This window comes from Teichococcus aerofrigidensis (assembly GCF_054073225.1).
This window is the reverse complement of the sequence record NZ_JBSXMU010000039.1, coordinates 1-21136: the sequence shown is the minus strand read 5'-3', so window position 1 is coordinate 21136 and position 21136 is coordinate 1. Positions and strand designations below refer to the sequence as shown.

The window sequence follows — 21136 nt, the reverse complement described above, 5'->3', positions numbered from 1 at the left end:
GCCGGGGGCGGTCCGAAGCGCGGCCTTTCGGCTCCGGCCGATCCAGCCTAGCCTCTCGCCACGCCTCGTCCCGTGGCGCGAAACTCCGGAGAAGCCCGCATGAGCCTGACGCGTCGTCACCTGATCGCCGGCCTTGGCGCCACGCCGCTCCTGATGAGTGCCACGGAGGCCCTGGCGCAGGGAATCCAGCCGAAGCGCGGCGGCATGCTGAACGTCATCCTGAACCCGGAGCCGCCGGTCCTGCAGATCGGCGTCAACAACCAGACGCCGACGCTGATCAGCGGCACCAAGATCACCCAGGGCCTACTGAAGTTCACCCCCGGCCTCGAGCCCATGCCGGAACTGGCGAAGAGCTGGAGCGTCAGCCCGGACGGGCTCGAATACGTCTTCCGGCTGCAGGAGAACGTGACGTGGCATGACGGCCGGCCCTTCACGGCGGAGGACGTCATCTTCTCCGTGATGCAGTTCAACCGCGAGATCGCGCCCCGCCTGCGCGGCGTGCTCTCCGGCATCGCCGAGGCCACGGCGCCCGATCCGCTGACCGTGCGCTTCGTGCTGAAGCAGCCCTTCCAGCCCTTCCTGCTGTGCTTCGACGCCACCGCCCTGCCGATCGTGGCGAAGCACATCTATGGCGGCACCGATTTCCGCACCAATCCGGCCAATGCCAGGCCGATCGGCACCGGGCCGTTCCGCTTCGTCGAATGGCAGCGCGGCAACTTCATCCGCATGGAGCGCTTCGAGGGGTACTGGAAGCCGGGCCAGCCCTACCTCGACGGCATTCTCTGGCGCGTCATCCCCGACGGGCAGAGCCGCCGGCTGGCGATCGAGGGCGGCCAGGTGCAGATGAGCACCGCCACCGACATCGAGCCCTTCGACATCCCCGCGCTGCGGCAGGCGCCGAATCTCCAGGTCACGACCAAGGGCTGGGAGTACTTCTCGCCGCTCTTCTGGTTCGAGTTGAACCTGCGCGTGAAGCCCTTCGACGACCGGCGGGTGCGGCAGGCGATGAGCATGGCGCTGGACCGCAACTTCATCGTCAACCGGCTGTGGTTCGGCCTCGGCAAGCCGGCCACCGGCCCGGTGGCCTCGACCACGCGCTTCCACGAGCCGGAGGCGAAGGTGGCGCCCTTCGACGTGGCGAAGGCCCGCGCGCTGCTGGACGAGGCCGGGTTGCGTCCGAACGCGCAGGGCATCCGGGCCGCCTTCCGCTACGTCGTGCCGCCCTATGGCGAGATCTGGACCCGCATGGGCGAGTATTTCCGCCAGGCCATGCGGCAGATCGGCATGGAGGTGACGCTGGAATCGACCGATGCCGGCACCTGGGCCTCGCGCATCGCCAACTGGGACTACGAGGCGACCTCCAACGTGCTCTACCAGTTCGGCGACCCGACGCTTGGCGTGGAGCGCTCCTACGTGTCGTCCAACATCCAGAAGATCCTGTTCACCAACACCGCCGGCTATTCCAACCCGCGGGTGGACGAGCTTTTCGCACGCGGCCGCAGCGCCGCCAGCGAGGCGGAGCGGCGCGCCGCCTTCTCCGAGGTGCAGAAGATCCTGGTCGAGGACATGCCGCTGCTCTGGGTGGTCGAGGTCAATTACCCGACCGTGATGGACAGGCGCCTGCACAACGCGGTGCAGCTCGGCACCGGCAACCATGCCAGCTTCGACGACGTGTTCCTGGCCTGATCAGCCGGGCCGCGTCACCGTCGCGCGGGTCCAGAAGGTGAGCGCCACCATGCCGGCGGCGGCGGTGAGGAAGGCGGCGGAATAGCCGCCGCGCGCCAGGATGGCGCCGAAGCCGATCGAGCCCAGTCCCTGGCCGAGGAACAGCGCCATGGCGAAGCCGGAGACGGCGGTGGCGCGGGCCTCGGGCAGGGCCTCGGTGCTGCGCGCCTGCAGCACGCCGTGGAACATGAAGAAGAACAGGCCCATCGCCGCCTGCAGCAGCGCCACCGCCCCCCAGCTCGGCGCCAGGGCGAGCAGGGCCAGGGCCGCGGCCAGCATCAGCCCGCCGGTGAGCAGCAGCCGCGCCTCGCCCAGGCGGCGCACCAGCCGCGCCGCCATGCGGGTATAGGCCAGGGCGCCGAAGCCGAAGCCGGCGGCGACCAGCCCGGCATGCCAGGGCTCCAGGTGGAAGTCCTGGATCAGGTAGGAACCGATGAAGGGCAGGGCGCCGCCGAAGAGCAGCAGTCCGTCCAGGAAGGCGGCGAGCAGCAGCAGGCGGGCCGCCGGGCGCCGCAGCAGCGCCGCGTAGCTGCCGAAGCCGAAGCCCGCCGGGGGGGCGCCGGGCGCGCGGCGCCAGAGGCCCGGCCCGAGCGCCAGCAGGATGCCGAGCGCGACCGAGAGCGCCACCCCGCCCACCGTGACGAAGACGGCGCGCCAGCCGAAGCCATGGGCGATGGTGCCGGAGACCGGCCCGGTCAGGAGCTGCGCCATGACCATGCCGGTGAGGAAGCGGCCGAGCGTCGCCTGCCGTTCCTCATAGGGCACGTTGTCGCCGATCCAGGCCATGGCCAGCGGGATGATGGCGCCGCCCATGGCCCCGGTCAGCGCCCGCAGCGCCAGCAGCTGCCCGAGCGAGCCGGCCAGGGCGCAGGCCGCCATGGCCAGCCCGTAGAGCAGCAGGCCCAGGGTCAGCACGCGCAGCTTGCCGAAGCGGTCGCCGAGCGGCCCGAGCAGGATCTGGCAGAGGCCGTAGGGCAGGGCGAAGGCGGTGATCAGCACCGCGATCTCGGCCACCGTCACGCCGAGATCGCGGGCGACCATGGGCAGCACGGGGTCCAGCATCCGCATGCCGGCGCCGGTCGCGAAGCCGGCGGCGGCCAGCAGCGGCAGGATGGTGAGGGGAGGCCGGGCAGGGGCTCCACCGGGTCGCGGAGCGCCGCCCCCGGCCGCGGCGCTCACGCCGCGTCGGCCTTCGGCGCCTGGGCGCGGCGGGCGGGGCGGGCCCGCTCGCTCTCGGTCTTCAGCTGGCCGCAGGCGGCCAGGATGTCGCGCCCGCGCGGGGTGCGGATCGGCGAGGAATAGCCCGCCTCCATGACGATCCGGCCGAAGCGGTGGATGGCGTTGTTCGACGAGGTCTCGTAGGGGCTGCCGGGCCAGGGGTTGAAGGGGATCAGGTTCACCTTGGCCGGGATGCCCTTCAGCAGCCGCACCAGCTCGCGCGCGTCGGCCTCCGAATCGTTCACGCCCTTCAGCATGACGTATTCGAAGGTGATGCGCCGGGCGTTGGAGGCGCCGGGATAGCGGCGGCAGGCCGCCATCAACTCCTCGATCGGGTATTTGCGGTTCAGCGGCACGATCTCGTCGCGGATGTCGTTGCGCACCGCGTGCAGCGAGACGGCCAGGCCGATGCCGAGCTCCTCGCCGCAGCGGTCCATCATCGGCACCACGCCGGAGGTGGAGAGGGTGATGCGCCGGCGCGACAGGGCGATGCCCTCGCCGTCCATGATGATCTTCATCGCCTTGGCGACGTTCTCGTAGTTATAGAGCGGCTCGCCCATGCCCATGATAACGATGGTGGAGAGCAGCCGCGGCGTGCCGTCGGTCGGGCTTGGCCACTCGCCATAGGAATCGCGCGCCGCCATGAACTGCCCGACGATCTCGGCGGCGCCGAGATTGCGCACCAGCTTCTGCGTGCCGGTGTGGCAGAAGCGGCAGGACAGGGTGCAGCCCACCTGGGTCGAGACGCAGACGGCGCCGCGGTCCTCCTGCAGGCCGGGGATATAGACCGTCTCGACCTTCTGGTCGTCGCGGAACCGGAAGAGGAACTTGCGGGTGCCGTCCTCGCTGGTCTGCTGGGTGTCGAGGCCGGGGCGGCCGACGACGAAGCGCTCGGCGAGCCTTGCCTGCAGGGTCCTGGCGATGCTCGGCATGCGGGCGAAGTCGGTCTCGCCCTGGTGGTAGATCCAGTGCCAGAGCTGCTTGGCGCGGAACGGCTTCTCGCCGATCGCGAGCATCTCCGCTGCCAGCTCCTCGCGCGACAGGCCGACCAGGTCGCGGCGGCCGTCCGGCAGCGTGGCCGCGGGCGGCGCGAAGAGCGCGGCCTTGGCCAGGATGCGGGCGCGCTCCGCCTCGGTGAGGTCGGGCGTGGCCGTCGCGGCGGGGAGGGGTCCGGCGGGGGCGGAGATGCTCATTCGGACTTTACCGGCGGCCCGCCGGACACTCCTTGCTGATGGCCTCATAGGCCGCGGTGAAGCCGGAGAGGGAGAAGGTGTCGGTCGCGGTGCCGCGGCCGCCGGGGCCGGGGCCCTTGGCGACCGCCGTCGCGCCGCCCCGGAAGGCGGACACGGCCCGCGAGCCCTCGCGGGCGAAGGCGTTCTCCTGGGCGGTGTAGAAATCGAGCGCGGTGCCGCCGACCGCGACCTCCACCTCGGCCTTGGGAGCGTAGCTGTAGCCCGGGCGCAGCGCCACCTGGTCGCGGCCCTGCGGGCGGTGCGTCACCGTCAGCATGACGTTCTGCCGGTTGCCGGCGCCCTCGCTCTTGCTGGCCCGGGAGAAGGCGTAGCAGACCTTCTGCGCGCCCGAGCCGAGGGTCGCGGCGGTCCAGTCCTGGAAGCTGCCGAGCGCCTGCGGGCGCGGCTGCTGGGCCTGGGCGGAGGACGGGGAGGCCACCACGGCGAGCGGCGCGCCGAGCAGCATCAGCAGAGGGAGGAGCCGGGTCATGGCGGTCACATAAGGGTTCGGGGTGCGGTGGGGCAACCGCGCAAAGCCAGGGCCGGATGCGCGGCAGGCGCGGGCGTGATGACATTTCCCGCGCCCGCGGGGAAGCCGCCGCGTGGCCGCGGGCGCGATCGTTCCGCTTGCGGCACATGGCGCTCACGCCGCGCGGGGCGGCGGCCACAGCACCTTGTCGCCGTAGTTGCACAGGTCGCGCACCACGCAGTGCCAGCATTCCGGCAGCCGCGCCTTGCAGATGTAGCGCCCGTGCAGGATCAGCCAGTGATGCGCGTCGCGCAGCAGCTCGGGCGGGACGCGCTTCATCAGCGCGTCCTCCACCGCGCGGGGCGTCCGGCCGGGGGCGAGGCCGGTGCGGTTGCCCAGGCGGAAGATATGCGTGTCCACCGCCATGGCCTCCTCGCCGAAGGCGACGTTCAGGACGACATTGGCGGTCTTGCGGCCGACCCCCGGGAGGGCCTCCAGCGCCGCCCGGTCCGCCGGGACCTCGCCCCCGTGCCGCTCGATCAGCAGGCGCGACAGGGCGATGACATTGCGCGCCTTGGCCTTCCACAGTCCGATGCGGCGGATGTGCTCGGCCAGCCCCGCCTCGCCCAGCGCCACCATCTTCTGCGGCGTGTCGGCCAGCGGGAAGAGCGTGGCCGTGGCCTTGTTGACCGAGACATCGGTCGCCTGGGCGGACAGCGCCACCGCGACCAGCAGCGTGTAGGGGGAGGTGTAGTTCAGTTCGGTTCGCGGCGCCGGGTTGTGGGCGGCGAGGGTGCGGACGAAGGCGGCGGCCTGAGCGGCGGACATCTTCCGGGCGCGGCGCGGCGCCTCGGCGGAGCCATGCCGCGAGGCCGTCGGAGTGGCGCGCGCTGCCCTGGCGCGCGGGGTGGCGCGGGTGGCGGGCGGCGCCGTGATCTCGGGCGCCGTGACTTCCGGCGCCGTGACTTCCGGTGCCGTGACTTCCGGTGCCGCCTGGGGCGGGGCCATGGCGGGGGGAGAGGCGGCGCCGGCGGGAGCGGCCCGGCGGCGGCGGGAGGGGTTGGCGGTCATGGCACTCGCGGAGCTCCGCCGGGCGGGGCGGCAAGGGAGAAGAAAGGCCCCGCCGCCATCTGGCCGCGGTGCCGGAGCAGCCTATGTTTCCTGGCGATGACGGCAAGTCCCGAACCCTTGATCTTCGAGGCGATCAGCGTGCCGCACCGCAGCCTGCGGCCCCTGGCGCTCGCCCTGCTGGCGGCGATGTGCCTGGGCTGGGCCCTGATCGGCAGCATCGTCTTCCTGGTGCTGGGCGCCTGGCCGGTGGTGCCCTTCCTCGGCGTTGAGACCCTGCTGGTCCTGGTCCTGGTCCTGCTGCACCACCGCTGGTCGGCCCGGGCGCGGGAGGTGGTCTCGCTCGGCGCCGGCCGGCTGGTGGTGCGCCGCACCGATGGGCGGGGCCGGCTGGAGGTGGCGGAGCTCGACCCCTACTGGAGCCGGGTGGAATGGAGCGAGCGGGAGGGGTTGGCACTCCGGCAGCGCGGCCGCCGGGTGGCGATCGGCCGCTACCTCTCCGAGCCCGAGCAGCGGGACCTGGCCGATGCCCTCGGCGCGGCGCTTGCCGCCTACCGCTCGCCGGTCTTCGACAATCCGCAGCTGCGCGAGCCGGGCTGAGCGCAGGCGCACAACCCGGCGGCGGCCGGCGCGTTACGATTGTTACTTCGCGCATTTCCGGAAAGGCCGCCGATGACCTTCGATCCCAGGAGCGGTCCCCGCGCCCTCCGCCACGCCGGTGCCGTCGTCACGACGCTCGATCAGGCGCGCCGGGTGGTGCAGGCGCGGCTGTCCGCCGAGGCGGCGCAGGGCCGCACGCCGCTCGCCAACGGCCTCGAGGCGGCGCGGATGGTGCCGGAGAAGATGCTGGCCTTCTCGGCCGGCGGCATGGCCCTTGCGCAGGGCGGGGCGGATCTGTCCCGGCGCGCGCTGGAATACTCCCTGACGGAGATGGAGGCGGCCCACCGCGCCGTGCTGCGCGCCGCCACCAGCCGCTCGCCGCTGGGATGGTCGATGGCGCAGATGGAATGGGCGGCGGGGGCGATGGGCCGGGCCGCCGGCTTCGGCACCGCCTGCGTCACGGCGGGCCTCGGCGTGGCGGAGGCCTCGCTGCGCCCGGTCCGCCGGACGGTGGCCGGCAATGTCCGGCGCCTGCGCTGAGAGCACGGCGTCCGGGGCGTCGTCGCGAGATCGGCGGGCGGCCATGGAGAAGGCGCCGGAGGTCTCCCCCCGGCGCCGGTCGCGGTCCTGGGCGGCAGCCTCAACCGAGGCGTTCGCCGTGCAGCGAGACGTCGAGGCCCTCGCGCTCCTCCTCCTCGGTGACGCGCAACCCGATCACCACATCGACCACCTTGAGAAGGATCCAGGTGCCGATGGCGGTGAAGATGAAGGTCGCGACCACCGCGTAGAGCTGCAGCATGAACTGCGCGAAGGAGCCGGCGATGCCTTCCGGCAGGCCCGGCGTGGCCGAGAGCGGGCCATAGGCGAAGATGCCGGTCAGCAGCGCGCCGACGATGCCGCAGATGCCGTGCACGCCGAAGGCGTCCAGGCTGTCGTCATAGCCGCACCAGTGCTTCAGCGCCGTGGCGCCCCAGAAGCCGGCGAGGCCGGCGACGACGCCGATGATCAGCGCCGGGAAGGGCAGCACGAAGCCGGCGGCCGGGGTGATGGCGACAAGGCCCGCCACCGCGCCCGAGATGGCGCCGAGCACCGAGGGCTTGCCCTTCAGCATCCACTCGGCGAACACCCAGGCGAGGGTGGCGGCGGCGGCGGCGATCTGCGTCACCAGCATGGCCATGCCGGCGCGCCCGCCGGCCGCCGCGGCGGAGCCGGCGTTGAAGCCGAACCAGCCCACCCACAGCAGGGCGGCGCCGATCACGGCCAGGGACAGGTTGTAGGGCGACATGTTCTCGGTGCCGAGGCCGATGCGCTTGCCGAGCACCACGGCGCCGACCAGGCCCGCCACGCCGGCATTGATGTGCACCACCGTGCCGCCGGCGAAGTCGAGCGCGCCGAGGCCGAAGATCCAGCCGTTCGGATGCCAGACCCAGTGCGCGACCGGGCTGTAGATCAGCAGCGACCAGAGGATGGTGAAGACCACCACGGCCGAGAACTTGGCGCGGTCCGCCCAGGCGCCCGTGGCCAGCGCCGGGGTGATGATGGCGAAGGTCATCTGGAACATGATGAAGACGGTCTCGGGCACGGTGAAGGCCACCGCGCCGTCGCCGCTGCCCAGGGTGAAGGGCTGGTCCCAGTTCGCCGCGACGCCCGAGAGGAAGACCTTCGACAGGTCGCCGATATAGGCGCCGCCCTCACCGAAGGCGATGCTGTAGCCGGCCACCATCCAGATGACGCTGCACAGCGCCGCCAGGAAGAAGGACTGCATCATGGTGGCCAGCACGTTCTTCTTGCGGACCATGCCCGCGTAGAAGAGCGCCAGGCCCGGGATGGTCATCATCAGCACCAGGGCGGTGCTGGTCAGCATCCAGGCGGTGTCGCCGGCGTTGACCGTGGCCTCCTCCTGCGCGAAGGCCGGCGCGGCCAGCAGCAGGACGGCGAGGGACGCGGATGCGCCGCGTGCCAGGATTCGCATGATCCTCGGTTCCACTTTCTTCTGCTTCTCGGGCTTCTGGGTCTCGGGGCGCGCGGTCACAGCGCCGAATCGTCGGTCTCGCCGGTGCGGATGCGGAGCGCGCGCTCCACATCGAGGACGAAGACCTTGCCATCACCGATCTTGCCGGTGCGGGCGGTGTTGGCGATGGCCTCGACCACCGCGTCCACCATGTCGTCGGGCACCGCCACCTCGATCTTCAGCTTCGGCAGGAAGGACACGTGGTACTCCGCGCCCCGGTAGATCTCGGTCTGACCCTTCTGCCGGCCGAAGCCCTTCACCTCGGTCACGGTCAGCCCCTGCACGCCGAGCGGGGTGAGCGCCTCGCGCACCTCGTCCAGCTTGAAGGGCTTGATGACTGCCATCACCAGCTTCATGCGCTGCGGCCCCCTCTGTTATCCGCGTAGCCGAAGCCGCCAATGCGAGCGGCGTGCCACACTGCGTAACAGGCGCCAGGACCCTCAAGGCCAAGCCAGGTACCTCCGAATGCCCGGAATTTAGGCAGATGCGCCTGCTTGTCGCGCTCGCCGGCCCTTGTTCCCGCCCCGGCCTTCCGGCGCCGGGTCCGAGGCGGCATCATGGGCCATGACCCAGAGCGACCCCGCATCCCCCGAGGCCCCGCCGCGCGCGGTGGATGTCTGCATCATCGGCGCCGGGCCGGTCGGCGCCACGCTGGCCACCGTGCTGGCCTCGCATGGCGTGACGGCCGCGGTGGTGGACAGCGCGCCGCTGCCGCCCATGGAACTGCCGGATTTCGATGGCCGCGCCTATGCCATCGCGCTCACCAGCCGCAACCTGCTGGAGGCGGCTGGGGTCTGGCCGCTGCTGCCCTGGGCGCCGGGGCCGATCGAGCGCATCCGTTGCGCCGATGGCCGGCCGGGGGAGAGCGCGAGCCGGATGGCGCTGCATTTCGACGCCGCCGAGACGGGGGAGGGGCCCTTCGGCTGGATGGTCGAGGCGCGGGCGCTGCGCATGGCGCTGAATGCCCGCATGGCGGCGCTGGCGCATCTGACGGTCCTCGCCCCGGCGCGGGCGGAGGTGTCACGCGGGCCGGCCGGGGTGGAGATCCGCCTCTCGACGGGGCAGCGGCTGCGCGCCCGGCTGGTCGTGGCGGCCGAGGGGCGGCGCTCGCCCCTGCGCCGGCAGGCCGGCATCGGTGCCGCCAGCTTCGATTACCACCAGACCGGGATCGTCGGCGCCATCGCGCATGAGCGGCCGCACGGGGGCACGGCGCTGGAGCAGTTCCTGCCGAACGGCCCCTTCGCCCAGTTGCCGCTGGCGCCGACGCCCGAGCACCCGAACGCCTCGGCCATCGTCTGGTCCGAGAAGCGCCATGTGGCCGAGCGCTTCCTGGCGCTGCCGGATGCCGCCTACGGGCACGAGATCCAGCGCCGCATGGGGGATCACCTCGGCCGCGTCACGCCGATCGGCCGCCGCTGGTCCTATCCGCTGACCGCCATGCAGGCGGCGCGCTATGCCGATACCCGCCTTGCCCTGGTGGGGGACGCGGCGCATGGCATCCATCCGATCGCCGGTCAGGGGCTGAACCTCGGCTTCCGCGACGTCGCCGCCCTGGCCGAGATGGTGATCGAGGCGGTGCGGCTGGGCGGGGACCCGGGCGCTCCCGGCCTGCTGGCCCGCTATCAGGCGGCACGGCGGCCGGATGCCATGCTGATGCTGGGCGCGACCCATGCGCTGGAGCGGCTGTTCGGCAACGGCCTGCCGCCGCTCCGCCTGGCACGCCGCCTCGGCCTCGCCGCCGTGGAGCGGATGCCGCCGCTGAAGCGGTTCTTCGCCCGCGGCGCCATGGGCTTCGGCCCCGTCACCGGCGCGCTGATGCTGGGGTCCGGCGTCGCGCCGGCGCTGCCCCGGCCGGATGGCTGAGCGCCGGCCTCAGCCGGGGAGCTTCGGTTGCCCCGCGGCGAGCGCCCGGCGGCGCCCGACGCCGAGGCGGGGGAGCAGGCCGCGCAGCCGGGCGGGGATCTTGCGCAGCTTGTCCATCAGCATGGGGCCGAGCGGCTTGACCGGATGCCACAGCATGTCCGGCTGGCGGCCGATGACGAAGCGCGGCGGCGCGGCGACGAAGCTGCCGGCGGTGCCGGCGAGGTCCTGGGGCGCGTTGCTGTACCAGCGGCCCCGGTTGTCGGCCCGCACGAAGTGGCCGTCGCTGCCCAGATCCTCCACCGCCAGCCCGGCCTGGCGCAGGATGGTCGGCAGGGTGACCTCGGCATGGCCGGCCCAGCCCTGGCGATAGGCGAGGTCGATCGCCTGCATGGCGGAGCGGCTGAGCCGGTAGACCGGCAGGAAGCAGCACAGGCGGTCCTCCGGCGCCAGGGGCGGCACGGCCGGCGGCGTGCGCAGCGTGTCCCAGTAGAGCCAGTTCGGGTGCTCCGCGCCGCTGCGCACCGTGGTGGTCAGCAGATCCGCGGCCGAACTCTCGAAATGCTGCAGGAAGCGGGTCCAGGAGCCGGAGATGCGGACGTCGTACTCGATGATCCAGTAGTAATCGTATTCCGGATGCCGGGCGTGGAAATGCAGCGGCATCAGGTCAGAGTGGCCGTCGTCGCGCACGCTCCAACCGGGCACCATCCGGCCTTCGGCGTCGATGCCGGCCTTGCGCCCATAGGCGGGCAGGCGGCACTCGGCGGTCAGCGCCACATGATGCCGCTCCCGCTCCAGCCGGGCCGGGATGCCCTTGCGGCTCGGCGTGTGCAGCAGCACGAAGGCGTCATAGCCGGGCGGGCACTCGGCCTTCAGCTTGCGGAACACGCGGGCGAGCGAGGGGTTGTAGAAGTGCGTCTGCAACAGGACGGCGCAGCGCCCGGGAGGGGCTGGGGGCGGGGACATGCTGCGCGGGCTCCATCGTCGCGATGGGGGGCGTGAGAGTTGCGCCTCCCGAAACCAACCCTCCTATCGCAGATCGGGCCGGCCGCGCATCATTTATGATGCACCGCGAAACGAATCGCCGGAAAGTTAATCTTCAAGCAACAGGCTGTCCAGAAGGCTGCGCATCAGGCTCATGCCCTCCTGCACCCCTTCCAGCCGCAGCGGCCGCCCGGCCTCGCTGCCGGTGGCGCGGCTGAAGCTGCTGCGGTCCTGCGCCAGCTCGGTGGCGGAGAGCTTGCCGTCGCCGTCATAGTCCAGGCTCTCCAGCGTCAGCCGGGCGACGGCCATGCCGGCGATCACGCCGCCGCCTCCGGCCGCCACGAGCGCCTCCGGCGCCGCGTCCTCGGCGGCGGCCAGGACCCAGGCCATGCCGCGCACCAGGCGCGAGATCTCGGCCGGGGAGAGCAGCCGGTCCCCCGAGACGTCCGCCTCGCCCATCAGCGCGGCGATGCAGCCCGCCATGGAGGCGGCCGGACCGCCGCAGGCCGCCTCCAGCACCTCCAGGCTGGAGAGCACGGCCAGACCCTCGCCATGGCGGGCGGCGAAAGCCGGTGGCGGGATGGGGCAGCGCCGCCAGCTGCGGATCGGGGTCTCGCCGGGCAACCGGTCATCGCGCAGCTTGGCGTCCGGCTCGGCGCTCTCGAGGCTGGCGGGATCGCCGCGCAGCATCATCCGCGGCGCCTCCGCCCCCCGGCCGGTGCCGATGCTCCAGCCCTCCGCCTGCCGCATGCCGGTGAAGCGCACCAGCCGGGCCGGGCCATCGGCCGGCAGGCGGGCCACGGCGCGGGCGGTGACCTGGAGCATGGCGCCGGGGGCGGCGCAGTCGCCGGCGAACCAGGCCCCGCGCAGCCCCGCCGGGGTGGCCAGCGGCGGCGCCTCGGCGGCGGGCGCGGCCGGCTGCCCCCGGGCACCCTGGGGCGGGACGAGGCCGGCGATGCAAAGGCCGAGCAGGAGGGGGCCGAGCAGGATGGGGAGACGAGCGCGGATCATGGCAGGTTCACCTCGGTGCCGGCGCAGAGGTCGAAATCCGGCCGGTCCAGCAGCCGCCCGTCGCGGAACACCCCGCGCAGGTGGACGGTGCAGCCCAGCCCGCCGGGCGGGGCGAAGTCCAGGGTCTCGCCGCGGCCGAGCACCGTGGCGCCCAGCCGGTCCGGCCCGCGGGGCGCCCCCGGCGCATCGGCATAGAGCTCGACCAGCGGCACGCCGCCGGTGTTGCGGAAGCGCACGCTGCCCTCGCGCGGCGGCCCCTGCTCGACCGGCCCGGCGCCCTGGCCGAGCCGCTCCGCCAGGGTCCAGCCCGGGCGCAGCACGATCAGGCTGTTCTCGCAGATGTCGAGGCCGCGCCGCTCCTCGGCGCCGCCATTGGCGAAGACGATGCGCAGATCCGCCTCGCAGGCGCTGCGCAGCACCAGCTCGGTGCGCGCGCCGCGCTCCATCGGCCGCCCCTCCAGCCGATCCTCGCCCCAGTCGCTGTCATTGACCGGCGAGGCGTAGATCTCCTGCACCGCGGCGCCGTGGCGGTTGACCAGGGTGACGGCGCGCTCGGGCGCGCGCGGGATGCCGCCGCCGTCGAAGCGGATGGCGCCGCCATCGCAGAGATCGACGCCGCTCTTCTCCTCGGCCGCGTCGTCCTCATAGACGGCGCGCAGGTCGGCGAGGCAGCTCCGGCTGCGCAGCCGCAGGCGCAGGCTCTCGCCGGAGTCGAGCAGGGTGGCGCCCAGCCGGTCGGGGCCCCAGCGTGGCCCGCCGCCCTCTCGCGTCCCCTCCGGCGCGCCCTCGGGCGCGGTGCCGCGGCCCATGGCGTAGAGATTGCGCATGGCGCGCCCGCTGGCGTTCTCGACCTCCGCCTGGCGCCAGGGGATGGCGGCGTCGCCGAAGCTCACCCGGCTGCGGCGGCAGAGATCGACACGCCGCTTCTCCTCGACCGAATCGTCCTCGAAGACCGCGGTCAGGTCGTAGAGGCACTGCCGGGCGCGCCCCAGGCGCAGCCGGAAGGTGGCCTCGGGGGCCACGATCTCGGCGCCCAGCCGGTCGGGGCCCCGTGCCCCCGCGCCGGCCGGCATGGCATAGAATTCACGGAGCGCCAGGTCGGTGTCGTTCACCACATCGGCCTCGCGCAGGGGCGCCGAGGGATCCCCCAGCGTCAGCCGCGGGTTGCGGCAGAGATCGACGCCACGCCGTTCCTCGACGCTGCCATCGGCCAGCACGCCGCGCACGTCGTGGAGGCAGAGCCGCGCGCGGCCGAGCGGCACGCGCAGGCTGGCGCCGGAGGGCAGGGTGTCGGAGGCGCCCAGCCGGTCCTCGCCCTGCTCGGTGCTGCCGGCCGGCACGACGTACAGCTCGCTCAGCGCCAGGCCCAGCTCATTGGCGATCACCGCCTCCGTCACGGCATCCGGGCGGGCCGGTGGCCGGGCGGGCGGCTGTGCCGGGCGCTGCGCCAGGGCGGGGCGGAAGGCGGGAAGGCTCCAGGGAAGGACGCTGCCGGGAAAACCGTGCCCGGCCGGTTGCGGCAAGGGTGCGGCCAGCAGCGCCAGCACCATTCCCAGACAAAGCCGCATTCAGCACACACCCCCAGACCGCGCGGCGGAGAATGCGGGGCGGGGAGGGGTGGCGCAAGCCGCAACCGGCGGTTTCCAAAACGCATTTTGCGCTTTGCCGGAAGTGTGGTTATCGCGCAACTTCGAACGCCAAGAAATCGTCCTGAGGAAGAGCCATGTTGCGCCGTGATCTCCTGACCCTCGCCGCCGCCGGCGCCGTCCTGCCCTGGCTCGGCGCCTCCCGGGGCGCGCCGGCCCTGGTGCAATCTGCCCTGGCGCAATCCGCCCAGCGCTACGCCTCGATGCACATCTTCATCCCCGGCGGCCCGGGCGGCGGCTGGGACGGACTCGGCCGCGCCATCGAGCAGGTGGCGCGCCAGGCCGGCATGGTCGGCAACTTCCAGTTCGAGAATGTCGGCGGCGCCGGCGGCACGGTGGGCCTGCCGCGCTTCGTCTCGCAGCGCCGCGGCCGCGAAGGCAGCATCATGGTGTCCGGCGGCGTCATGGTCGGCTCGGTGCTGGCCAACAAGTCGCCGGTCGGCCTTAGGGACGTGACGCCGATCGCGCGCATGACCACCGAGCCCGCCGTCATCGTCGTGCCGGCGAGCAGCGACCTGAAGGACCTGCCCGCCTTCCTGGCGGCGCTGAAGAGCAATCCGGGCGGCACCTCGGTGGCCGGCGGCAGCGCCGGCGGCATGGACCACATCATCCTGGGCCTGCTGCTGAAGTCGCAGGGCCGTTCGGCCAAGGAGGCCTCCTACGTCGCCTTCGCCGGCGGCGGCCCGGCCCAGGCGGCGATCCTCGGCGCGCAGGTGAAGGCCGGCATCTCCGGCATCTCGGAGTTCGCCGAGCAGATCAAGGCCGGGCGGATGCGGGCCCTGGCCACCACCGGCGAGACGCGCAGCCTCGAGGGCGTGCCGACGCTGAAGGAGAGCGGCGTCGATATCGTCATGGGCAACTGGCGCGGCGTCTTCGGCCCGCCCGGCATCAAGCCCGAGGTGCGCGAGGGGCTGGTGAAGTTCGTCACGGATCTGCATGCGCTGCCGGCCTGGAAGGAGATGCTGCAGCGCCAGGGCTGGGACGACGCCTTCCTCTCCGGCGACGACTTCGACGCCTTCCTGAAGCGGGACGAGGCCGCCACCGCCGAGGTGCTGCGCGAGATCGGGCTGATCTGACCATGGCACCCTCCAGCGGGACAGCGGAGCGCGGCGCCGACCTCGCCGCCAGCCTCTTCGTGACGCTGCTTGGCCTGCTCTGCATCTGGCAGGCCTGGGTCATCCCGGTCACGCCGCTCTATGCCCAGGTCGGGCCGAAGTTCATGCCCTACCTGATCGGCGGGCTGGTCACGCTGGTCGGCCTCGGGCTGGTCGGGACCGCGCTGCGCGGCGGCTGGTCCGCCTCGCTGGAGGAGGTGCGGGAGGCGCCGCCGGTCAACTGGCGCGCCCTCGGGCTGGTCGGCGCCGGGCTGGTGGCCAACCTGGCGCTGATCGACACGCTGGGCTTCGTCTTCGCCGCCACGGCGCAGTTCGTGCTGGTCGCCATGGGCTTCGGCAGCCGCCATCCGCTGCGCGACCTCGCCATCGGCCTCGCCGTGACGCTCGGCGCCTTCCTGGCCTTCGACAAGCTGCTCGGCGTGAACATCGGCGCCGGCATCCTCGACGGGATCCTCTGAGCCATGGACGTCTGGAGCGGACTGGCCTTCGGCTTCGGCAACGCGCTGACGCTGACCAATCTCGGCTGGGCGCTGCTCGGCTGCTTCCTCGGCACCGCGATCGGCGTGCTGCCGGGCATCGGCCCGGCGCTGACCATCGCCCTGCTGCTGCCGATCACCTTCCAGGTCTCGGCCACCGGCGCCTTCATCCTGTTCTGCGGCGTGTTCTACGGCGCCATGTACGGCGGCTCGACCACCTCGATCCTGCTCAACACGCCGGGCGAGAGCGGCTCCATCATCACCGCGCTGGAAGGCGCCAAGATGGCGCGGAACGGCCGTGCCGGGCCGGCGCTGGTCACCGCCGCCATCGGCAGCTTCGTCGCCGGCACCATCGGCACGCTGGGCATCTCCTTCCTCGGCCCGATCGTCGTCGAGCTGGCCCTGCAGCTCGGCCCGGCCGAGTACTTCGCGCTGATGATCCTCTGCTTCGTCACCGTCTCGGCGGTGCTGGGCGGCTCGGCGCTGCGCGGCCTGGCCTCGCTCGGCCTCGGCCTGACCATCGGGCTGATCGGCATCGACCTGCAGACCGGCCAGCCGCGCCTGACCTTCGGCATCCCCGAGCTGCTGGACGGCGTCGATGTCGTGCTGGTCGCGGTCGCGCTCTTCGCGGTGGGCGAGACGCTCTACCTCGCCTGGCGCCATGTCGAGGGCCGGCAGGAGGTGCGCGAGGTCGGGCGGCTGATGATGTCGAAGGAGGACTGGAAGCGCAGCATCGGCCCCTGGCTGCGCGGTGCCGGCCTCGGCTTTCCCTTCGGCGTGATGCCGACCGGCGGCAGCGAGATGCCGACCATGCTGAGCTACTACGCCGAGAGGAAGCTGGTGAAGCCCGAGCACCGGCACGAGTTCGGCACCACGGGCGCCATCGAGGGCGTGGCCGGGCCGGAGGCCGCCAACAACGCCGCCGCCGCCGGCATCCTGGTGCCGATGCTCACCCTCGGCCTGCCGACCTCGGCCACGGCGGCGATCATGCTCTCCGCCTTCCAGTCCTACGGCATCCAGCCGGGGCCCATGCTCTTCACCACGCAGGGCGAGCTGGTCTGGACGCTGATCGCCTCGCTCTACATCGCCAACATCATGCTCGTGGTGCTGAACCTGCCGCTGGTCGGGCTCTGGGCCCGCATCCTGAAGATCCCGACGCCGCAGCTCTACGCCGGCATCCTGGTCTTCGCCACCATCGGCACCTATGGCATCAGCAACAGCGTGGTCGACCTGATGCTGCTCTACGGCATCGGCATCATCGCCATGTTCATGCGGCGCTTCGACTTTCCCACCGCGCCGGTGGTGATCGGCATGATCCTGGGGCCCATGGCCGAGCAGGCGATGCGCCAGGCGCTGACCATCAGCCAGGGCGACTGGACCACCTTCCTGACCCGTCCGGTCTCGCTCTGCATCCTGATCCTGGCGCTGATCGGGCTGGTCGGGCCGAAGCTCTGGGCACTGGCGGCGCGGCGGCGCGCGGCCTGAGGGCCGGGCGCGGCTTGCCAGGCGTGGCTTGCAAGGCCTGGGCCTGGCCGTTCTGATGGGGCTGGCCGGACGTGGCGGCACGGACCGCGCCGGCCCAAAAGGACGATCCAGGAGGATGACGATGCCCGCACCCGCCCGCCGCATGGCCCTGGCCCTGCTGCCTCTCGCGACCCTGCTCCTGGCGGCCTGTCAGGCGCCCGCTTCCGTGACCGACGCCACCGCGGCGGCGGCGCCCGACGACCGGGCCGCCATCGCCGCCCGTGTCGAGCTGCACCCCTACGCCTCCCGCACGATGAGCGACGCCGACTTCCTGCGCGGCGCCGCGCGGGCCGGCACGCCCGTCACGGTGGCGGGCGAGTTCCGCATCGCCCAAGGGGAAGGGCGGCGGCCGGTCGCGGTGCTGATGCACGGCTCGGGCGGCATCGGGCCGAATATCGAGATGTGGTCGCGGCTGCTGAACGCCCAGGGCGTCTCGACCTTCGCGATCGACGGCTTCACCGGGCGCGGCCTGGTCAGCACCAGCGCCGACCAGGCGAGGCTCGGCCGACTGAACCTGATCCTCGACATCTATGGCGCGCTCGACATCCTGGCCAGACATCCGCGCGTCGATCCCGAGCGCATCATCCTGATCGGCTTCTCGCGCGGCGGGCAGGCCGCCTTCTACGCGGCGATGGAGCGCTTCCACCGCCTGTGGAACCACAGCGGCGCGCAGTTCGCCGCCTACATCCCCTTCTACCCGGATTGCGCCACGCGCTACATCGACGACACGAAGCTGGTGGCGCGGCCGGTGCGGCTGATCCATGGCGAGGCGGACGACTACAACCCGCTCCGCAGCTGCGCCGCCCAGGTGGAGCGGCTGCGCGCGGCCGGCGCGGATGTCACCATCACCAGCTATCCCGGCGCGCATCACGGCTTCGACACGCCGCTCTCCGACACGCACAGCCGCGCCGCGCGGTCGCAGTCGGTGCGGGATTGCAGCATCGAGGAGCGCCGGCCGGGCGTGCTGATCAACACCGCGACCGGGCGGCCCTTCGCCTATACCGACGACTGCGTGGCGCTCGGCCCGCATGTCGGCGGTCATCCCGAGGCCCGCGCGGCGGCGCAGCGGGACGTGCTGGCGATCGTCCGGGAGGCCGTCGGGCGATAGAGCAGATCCCGATCCGGTGGCATCACCGGATCGGGTGAAGATGCTCGCAAGAACAAATGGCCGGAGCGTCTGCCGGGAGCCCGTGCGAACGGAGAATGCTCCAGGGCGGCGCGGGAGGGGGCCCGCCCCCTCCCGGCGGCGGCTCAGCCCGCCAGTTCCCGCTCCACCAGGCGGGCGAAGTAGCCGGCGCCGATCGGCAGCAGGTTGTCGTTGAAGTCATAGGCCGGGTGGTGCACCGAGGTGGCGCCCTTCGCCCCCTCCGCCTGGCCGACGAAGAGGAAGGCGCCCGGCCGCTTCTCCAGCATGAAGGAGAAGTCCTCGCCGCCCATCACCGGCGGCGCCTCGCGCAGCAGGTTCCGCGCGCCCACCACCTCGGCCGCCGCCGCGGCCGCGCGCTCGGTCTGCTCGGCATGGTTCGCGGTCGGCGGGTAGCGGCGGTTGTAGCGCAGCTCGGCCACGGCGCCGTGCGCCGCGGCGGTGCCGGTGGCGATCTCGCCGATCAGCCGCTCGGCCATGTCGCGCATCTCCGGCGTCAGCGTGCGCACCGTGCCGCGGATCTCGGCCTCGTCGGGGATCACGTTGTCGGCGCTGCCGGCGTGGAACTGCGTGACCGAGACGACGACGCTGGCCAGCGGATCGGCGCGGCGGCTGGCGATGGCCTGCAGCCCGCCGACGATCTGCGCGCCGATCAGCACCGGGTCGATGGCGAGATGCGGCATGGCGCCATGCCCGCCGCGGCCGCGGACGGTCAGGCCGAAGGAATCCGAGGCCGCCATGACCACGCCGGCGACGGCGCGGACCTGGCCGAGCGGCATGGTCGGGTCGTTGTGGATGCCGTAGACCGCATCGCAAGGGAAGCGGTCGAACAGCCCGTCCTCGATCATGGCGCGGGCGCCGGCCAGCCCCTCCTCGGCGGGCTGGAAGATGAAGTGCACCGTGCCGGCGAAGTTGCGCGTCTCGGCCAGGTACTTGGCGGCGCCGAGCAGCATGGCGGTGTGGCCGTCATGGCCGCAGGCGTGCATGGCGCCGGGGTTGGTGCTGCGGTGGGCGAAGTCGTTGATCTCCGGCATGGGCAGCGCGTCCATGTCGGCGCGCAGCCCGATGCTGCCGCCCCCCGCCTGGCGGCCCTTCAGCACGCCGACGAGGCCGGTCCGGCCGAGGCCGCGATGCACCTCGATCCCCCACCCCTCCAGCAGTCGGGCGACGGCCTCGCTGGTGCGCGTCTCCTGGAAGCCGAGTTCGGGATGGGCGTGGAAGTCGTGCCGCCAGGCGGTCATCTCGGGCACGAAGTCGGCGATACGGTTCGGGATCGGCATGGCAGGAGGGTCCCCGGTCAGGTCGGGCTGAAGGTCATGGGATCGACGGCGCGCAGGACATAGTCGTCGGCCTGCGGGGCGTAGTCGTGCCAGAGGCTGGCGAGGGCGCCGATCGGATCGGCATCGCGGTCCACGCGCAGGTCGGCATAGGGGAAGCTCTCGCGCCCGACGATCAGCAGCGCGGCGGAGAGCAGCGGGCGGCCCTCGCCACCCGCCGCCTCGCCGGCCCGGAGCGCCGCCACCAGCCGGTCGCCCAGCGGCGATTCGGGCGAGGCCAGGAAGGCCGCGACCATGGCGGCGGGCACCCCCTCATCGGCCAGGATATTGCCGATGGCGACGCAATCCGGGCCATGCGCGGCGCCGCGGGCGGGCTTCACCCGGGCGCCGTCGCGGTGGGCGGTGCGGCCGGTGGCGTCGATCACGGCGATCTGCCGCCAGCCGAAATCCGGCGTGCTGGCCTCCAGCGCGGCGGCCGTCTGCCCGGCATCGCAGCCGCTGCGCAGCAGGTCGAGGCCGCGCGGGCCGAGGCGGGGGTCGGTGCGATGCTGGGTCAGTACGCCGCCGAGCCCCGGTGCCAGGAAAGGCACGCGGGCGCCGATGGCGAGGCCCGAGGTGGTGGCGACAGCGCCGAACTGGCCGCTGCGGGCGCAGCGGCCGAGAAGCGAGAAGGTCATGGGCGGCATTCTTGGGGCGGCCCCCCGGCTTGTCCATCCACGCGCAAGCGATGGCGTCTCAGGCGGCGTTCCGATGGGCTTTCCGATGGCGGGGCGATGCAACCCAGGCTAGAATCACGCCATTGTGAAGACGACTCATCGCCTGTGCCTGGCGGGGCTCCTGCTGGCCGCCGCCGCCGCCCCGGCCAGGGTCGGGCCAGTCCGGGCCGAGGAGGTGCCGCCCAGCGGCGGCGACTGGGGCGGGGTGGGGCTGATCGAGACCCGCAACGCGCGGATGCGCGAGGACGGCACCGTCGAGTTGGGCGGCGCGCTGCGTCACCAGCGCCGCTTCTGGTTCGTCAATTTCCAGGCGCTGCCCTTCTTGGAGACCACCTTCCGGGTCAGCGAGCGGCTGAACGCCACCACCGGCCAGGGCATGACCACCGACCGCTCCTTCGACCTGAAGCTGCGGCTGGTCGAGGAGAGCGAATGGCTGCCGGCCGTCGCGGTCGGCCTGCAGGACTTCATCGGCACCGGCCTCTACGCCGGCGAATACCTCGTCGCCTCGAAGCGGTGGCACGGGCTGGACCTGACCGCCGGGCTGGGTTGGGGGCGGCTCGGCACGGGCGGCGAATGGAACAGTCCGCTGGCCTCGCTGAGCGGCCATTTCCGGGACCGGCCGCGCGATGTCGGGCGCGGCGGCACGGTGCAGCGCAACTGGTTCCGCGGCGAGGAGATGGCGCCCTTCCTCGGCCTCGAATGGTCGGTGCCGCCGTTGCCGACGCCCTGGGGCCCGGTGGCGGGGCTGCGCGCCAAGGCCGAATGGAACGGCGACGCCCTGCGCGACGAGCGCGGCGGCTGGCCGGCGCGGCGGGTGGATTCGCGGGGGGAGGCGGCCTCCCGCGTCAACCTCGGCCTGCAATGGTCGAACGGCTGGATGGATGCCGGGCTGCACTGGGTGCACGGCACGGACCTGCTCTTCCGCCTGTCGCTGCGGATGAACCCGGCCGACCCTCCGCGCCTGCCGCCGCCGCCCATGCCGCCGCTGCCGGCGCGGGGCGCCGCCCTCGGCGCGGCGCCCGCCGGCGAGGCGGAGGTCGCGGCCGCGGTCGTCGCCCGG

20 protein-coding genes are annotated in these 21136 nt (G+C 72.8%); 9 read left to right on the top strand and 11 right to left on the bottom strand.

Features of this window, described 5'->3' with window-relative positions:
* Positions 1-99: 99 nt before the first annotated feature.
* On the top strand, positions 100-1686 hold the full coding sequence (locus ACVMLK_RS10505) for an ABC transporter substrate-binding protein (protein WP_232477097.1): 1587 nt from the start codon (positions 100-102) through the stop codon (positions 1684-1686).
* Here the strand turns inward: ACVMLK_RS10505 and ACVMLK_RS10500 are convergent, their stop codons facing one another.
* From ACVMLK_RS10500 to nth, 4 genes are all read right to left on the bottom strand, one after another.
* Entirely contained in the window at positions 1687-2904 is a 1218-nt protein-coding gene (locus ACVMLK_RS10500) for an MFS transporter (RefSeq protein WP_422922840.1), read from the bottom strand.
* A complete protein-coding gene (rlmN, locus tag ACVMLK_RS10495; protein WP_422922841.1) occupies positions 2901-4136 on the bottom strand; it encodes a 23S rRNA (adenine(2503)-C(2))-methyltransferase RlmN in 1236 nt (411 codons plus the stop codon). Before rlmN ends, ACVMLK_RS10500 begins: the two co-directional genes overlap by 4 nt.
* Before the next feature lie 7 nt (positions 4137-4143).
* Complete coding sequence (locus ACVMLK_RS10490) at positions 4144-4665, bottom strand: invasion associated locus B family protein (RefSeq protein ID WP_422922842.1); 522 nt, start codon at positions 4663-4665, stop codon at positions 4144-4146.
* Between the two features lie 153 nt (positions 4666-4818).
* A complete protein-coding gene (gene nth, locus ACVMLK_RS10485) occupies positions 4819-5652 on the bottom strand; it encodes an endonuclease III (protein WP_457486370.1) in 834 nt (277 codons plus the stop codon).
* A 159-nt stretch (positions 5653-5811) separates the two neighbouring features.
* Between nth and ACVMLK_RS10480 the strand changes: the two genes are divergently transcribed.
* Positions 5812-6312 carry a DUF2244 domain-containing protein gene (locus ACVMLK_RS10480; RefSeq protein ID WP_457486369.1) on the top strand — a complete coding sequence of 167 codons (501 nt, stop codon included), beginning with the start codon at positions 5812-5814 and terminating at the stop codon, positions 6310-6312.
* A gap of 72 nt (positions 6313-6384) precedes the next feature.
* On the top strand, positions 6385-6852 hold the full coding sequence (locus ACVMLK_RS10475) for a hypothetical protein (RefSeq protein WP_457486368.1): 468 nt from the start codon (positions 6385-6387) through the stop codon (positions 6850-6852).
* A 100-nt stretch (positions 6853-6952) separates the two neighbouring features.
* Here the strand turns inward: ACVMLK_RS10475 and ACVMLK_RS10470 are convergent, their stop codons facing one another.
* Positions 6953-8284, bottom strand: coding sequence for an ammonium transporter (locus ACVMLK_RS10470; RefSeq protein ID WP_198366293.1), 1332 nt, complete (start codon positions 8282-8284; stop codon positions 6953-6955).
* Between the two features lie 56 nt (positions 8285-8340).
* The gene (locus tag ACVMLK_RS10465; protein WP_198366294.1) at positions 8341-8679 is read right to left on the bottom strand and encodes a P-II family nitrogen regulator; all 339 of its coding nucleotides are present in this window, start codon (positions 8677-8679) and stop codon (positions 8341-8343) included.
* Positions 8680-8887: 208 nt separating this feature from the next.
* Here ACVMLK_RS10465 and ACVMLK_RS10460 point away from each other — a divergent pair, with 208 nt between their 5' ends.
* Positions 8888-10186, top strand: coding sequence for a UbiH/UbiF/VisC/COQ6 family ubiquinone biosynthesis hydroxylase (locus tag ACVMLK_RS10460; protein ID WP_457486367.1), 1299 nt, complete (start codon positions 8888-8890; stop codon positions 10184-10186).
* A 9-nt stretch (positions 10187-10195) separates the two neighbouring features.
* On the opposite strand, the gene ACVMLK_RS10455 is transcribed toward ACVMLK_RS10460, so the two are convergent.
* The 3 genes from ACVMLK_RS10455 to ACVMLK_RS10445 all read right to left on the bottom strand — a co-directional run bounded on the left by ACVMLK_RS10455 (position 10196) and on the right by ACVMLK_RS10445 (position 13746).
* A complete protein-coding gene (locus ACVMLK_RS10455) occupies positions 10196-11149 on the bottom strand; it encodes a DUF3405 domain-containing protein (RefSeq protein ID WP_198366296.1) in 954 nt (317 codons plus the stop codon).
* A 126-nt stretch (positions 11150-11275) separates the two neighbouring features.
* A complete protein-coding gene (locus tag ACVMLK_RS10450) occupies positions 11276-12178 on the bottom strand; it encodes a hypothetical protein (protein WP_457486366.1) in 903 nt (300 codons plus the stop codon).
* Complete coding sequence (locus ACVMLK_RS10445; protein WP_457486365.1) at positions 12175-13746, bottom strand: hypothetical protein; 1572 nt, start codon at positions 13744-13746, stop codon at positions 12175-12177. Before ACVMLK_RS10445 ends, ACVMLK_RS10450 begins: the two co-directional genes overlap by 4 nt.
* Before the next feature lie 155 nt (positions 13747-13901).
* Between ACVMLK_RS10445 and ACVMLK_RS10440 the strand changes: the two genes are divergently transcribed.
* The 4 genes from ACVMLK_RS10440 (at position 13902) to ACVMLK_RS10425 (ending at position 18047) form a co-directional block, all read left to right on the top strand.
* The gene (locus ACVMLK_RS10440) at positions 13902-14900 is read left to right on the top strand and encodes a Bug family tripartite tricarboxylate transporter substrate binding protein (protein WP_457486364.1); all 999 of its coding nucleotides are present in this window, start codon (positions 13902-13904) and stop codon (positions 14898-14900) included.
* 2 nt (positions 14901-14902) lie between these two features.
* Entirely contained in the window at positions 14903-15397 is a 495-nt protein-coding gene (locus ACVMLK_RS10435) for a tripartite tricarboxylate transporter TctB family protein (RefSeq protein ID WP_457486363.1), read from the top strand.
* A 3-nt stretch (positions 15398-15400) separates the two neighbouring features.
* Positions 15401-16900, top strand: coding sequence for a tripartite tricarboxylate transporter permease (locus tag ACVMLK_RS10430; protein ID WP_198366301.1), 1500 nt, complete (start codon positions 15401-15403; stop codon positions 16898-16900).
* Positions 16901-17021: 121 nt separating this feature from the next.
* A complete protein-coding gene (locus ACVMLK_RS10425) occupies positions 17022-18047 on the top strand; it encodes a dienelactone hydrolase family protein (protein ID WP_457486362.1) in 1026 nt (341 codons plus the stop codon).
* A 143-nt stretch (positions 18048-18190) separates the two neighbouring features.
* On the opposite strand, the gene ACVMLK_RS10420 is transcribed toward ACVMLK_RS10425, so the two are convergent.
* Together ACVMLK_RS10420 and ACVMLK_RS10415 are read right to left on the bottom strand one after the other, a co-directional pair.
* A complete protein-coding gene (locus ACVMLK_RS10420; protein WP_422922847.1) occupies positions 18191-19363 on the bottom strand; it encodes a M20 aminoacylase family protein in 1173 nt (390 codons plus the stop codon).
* A gap of 17 nt (positions 19364-19380) precedes the next feature.
* A complete protein-coding gene (locus tag ACVMLK_RS10415; RefSeq protein ID WP_457486361.1) occupies positions 19381-20037 on the bottom strand; it encodes a DUF1028 domain-containing protein in 657 nt (218 codons plus the stop codon).
* 124 nt (positions 20038-20161) lie between these two features.
* Here ACVMLK_RS10415 and ACVMLK_RS10410 point away from each other — a divergent pair.
* The coding region (locus ACVMLK_RS10410; protein WP_457486360.1) for a YjbH domain-containing protein at positions 20162-21136 on the top strand (975 nt) is incomplete at its 3' end.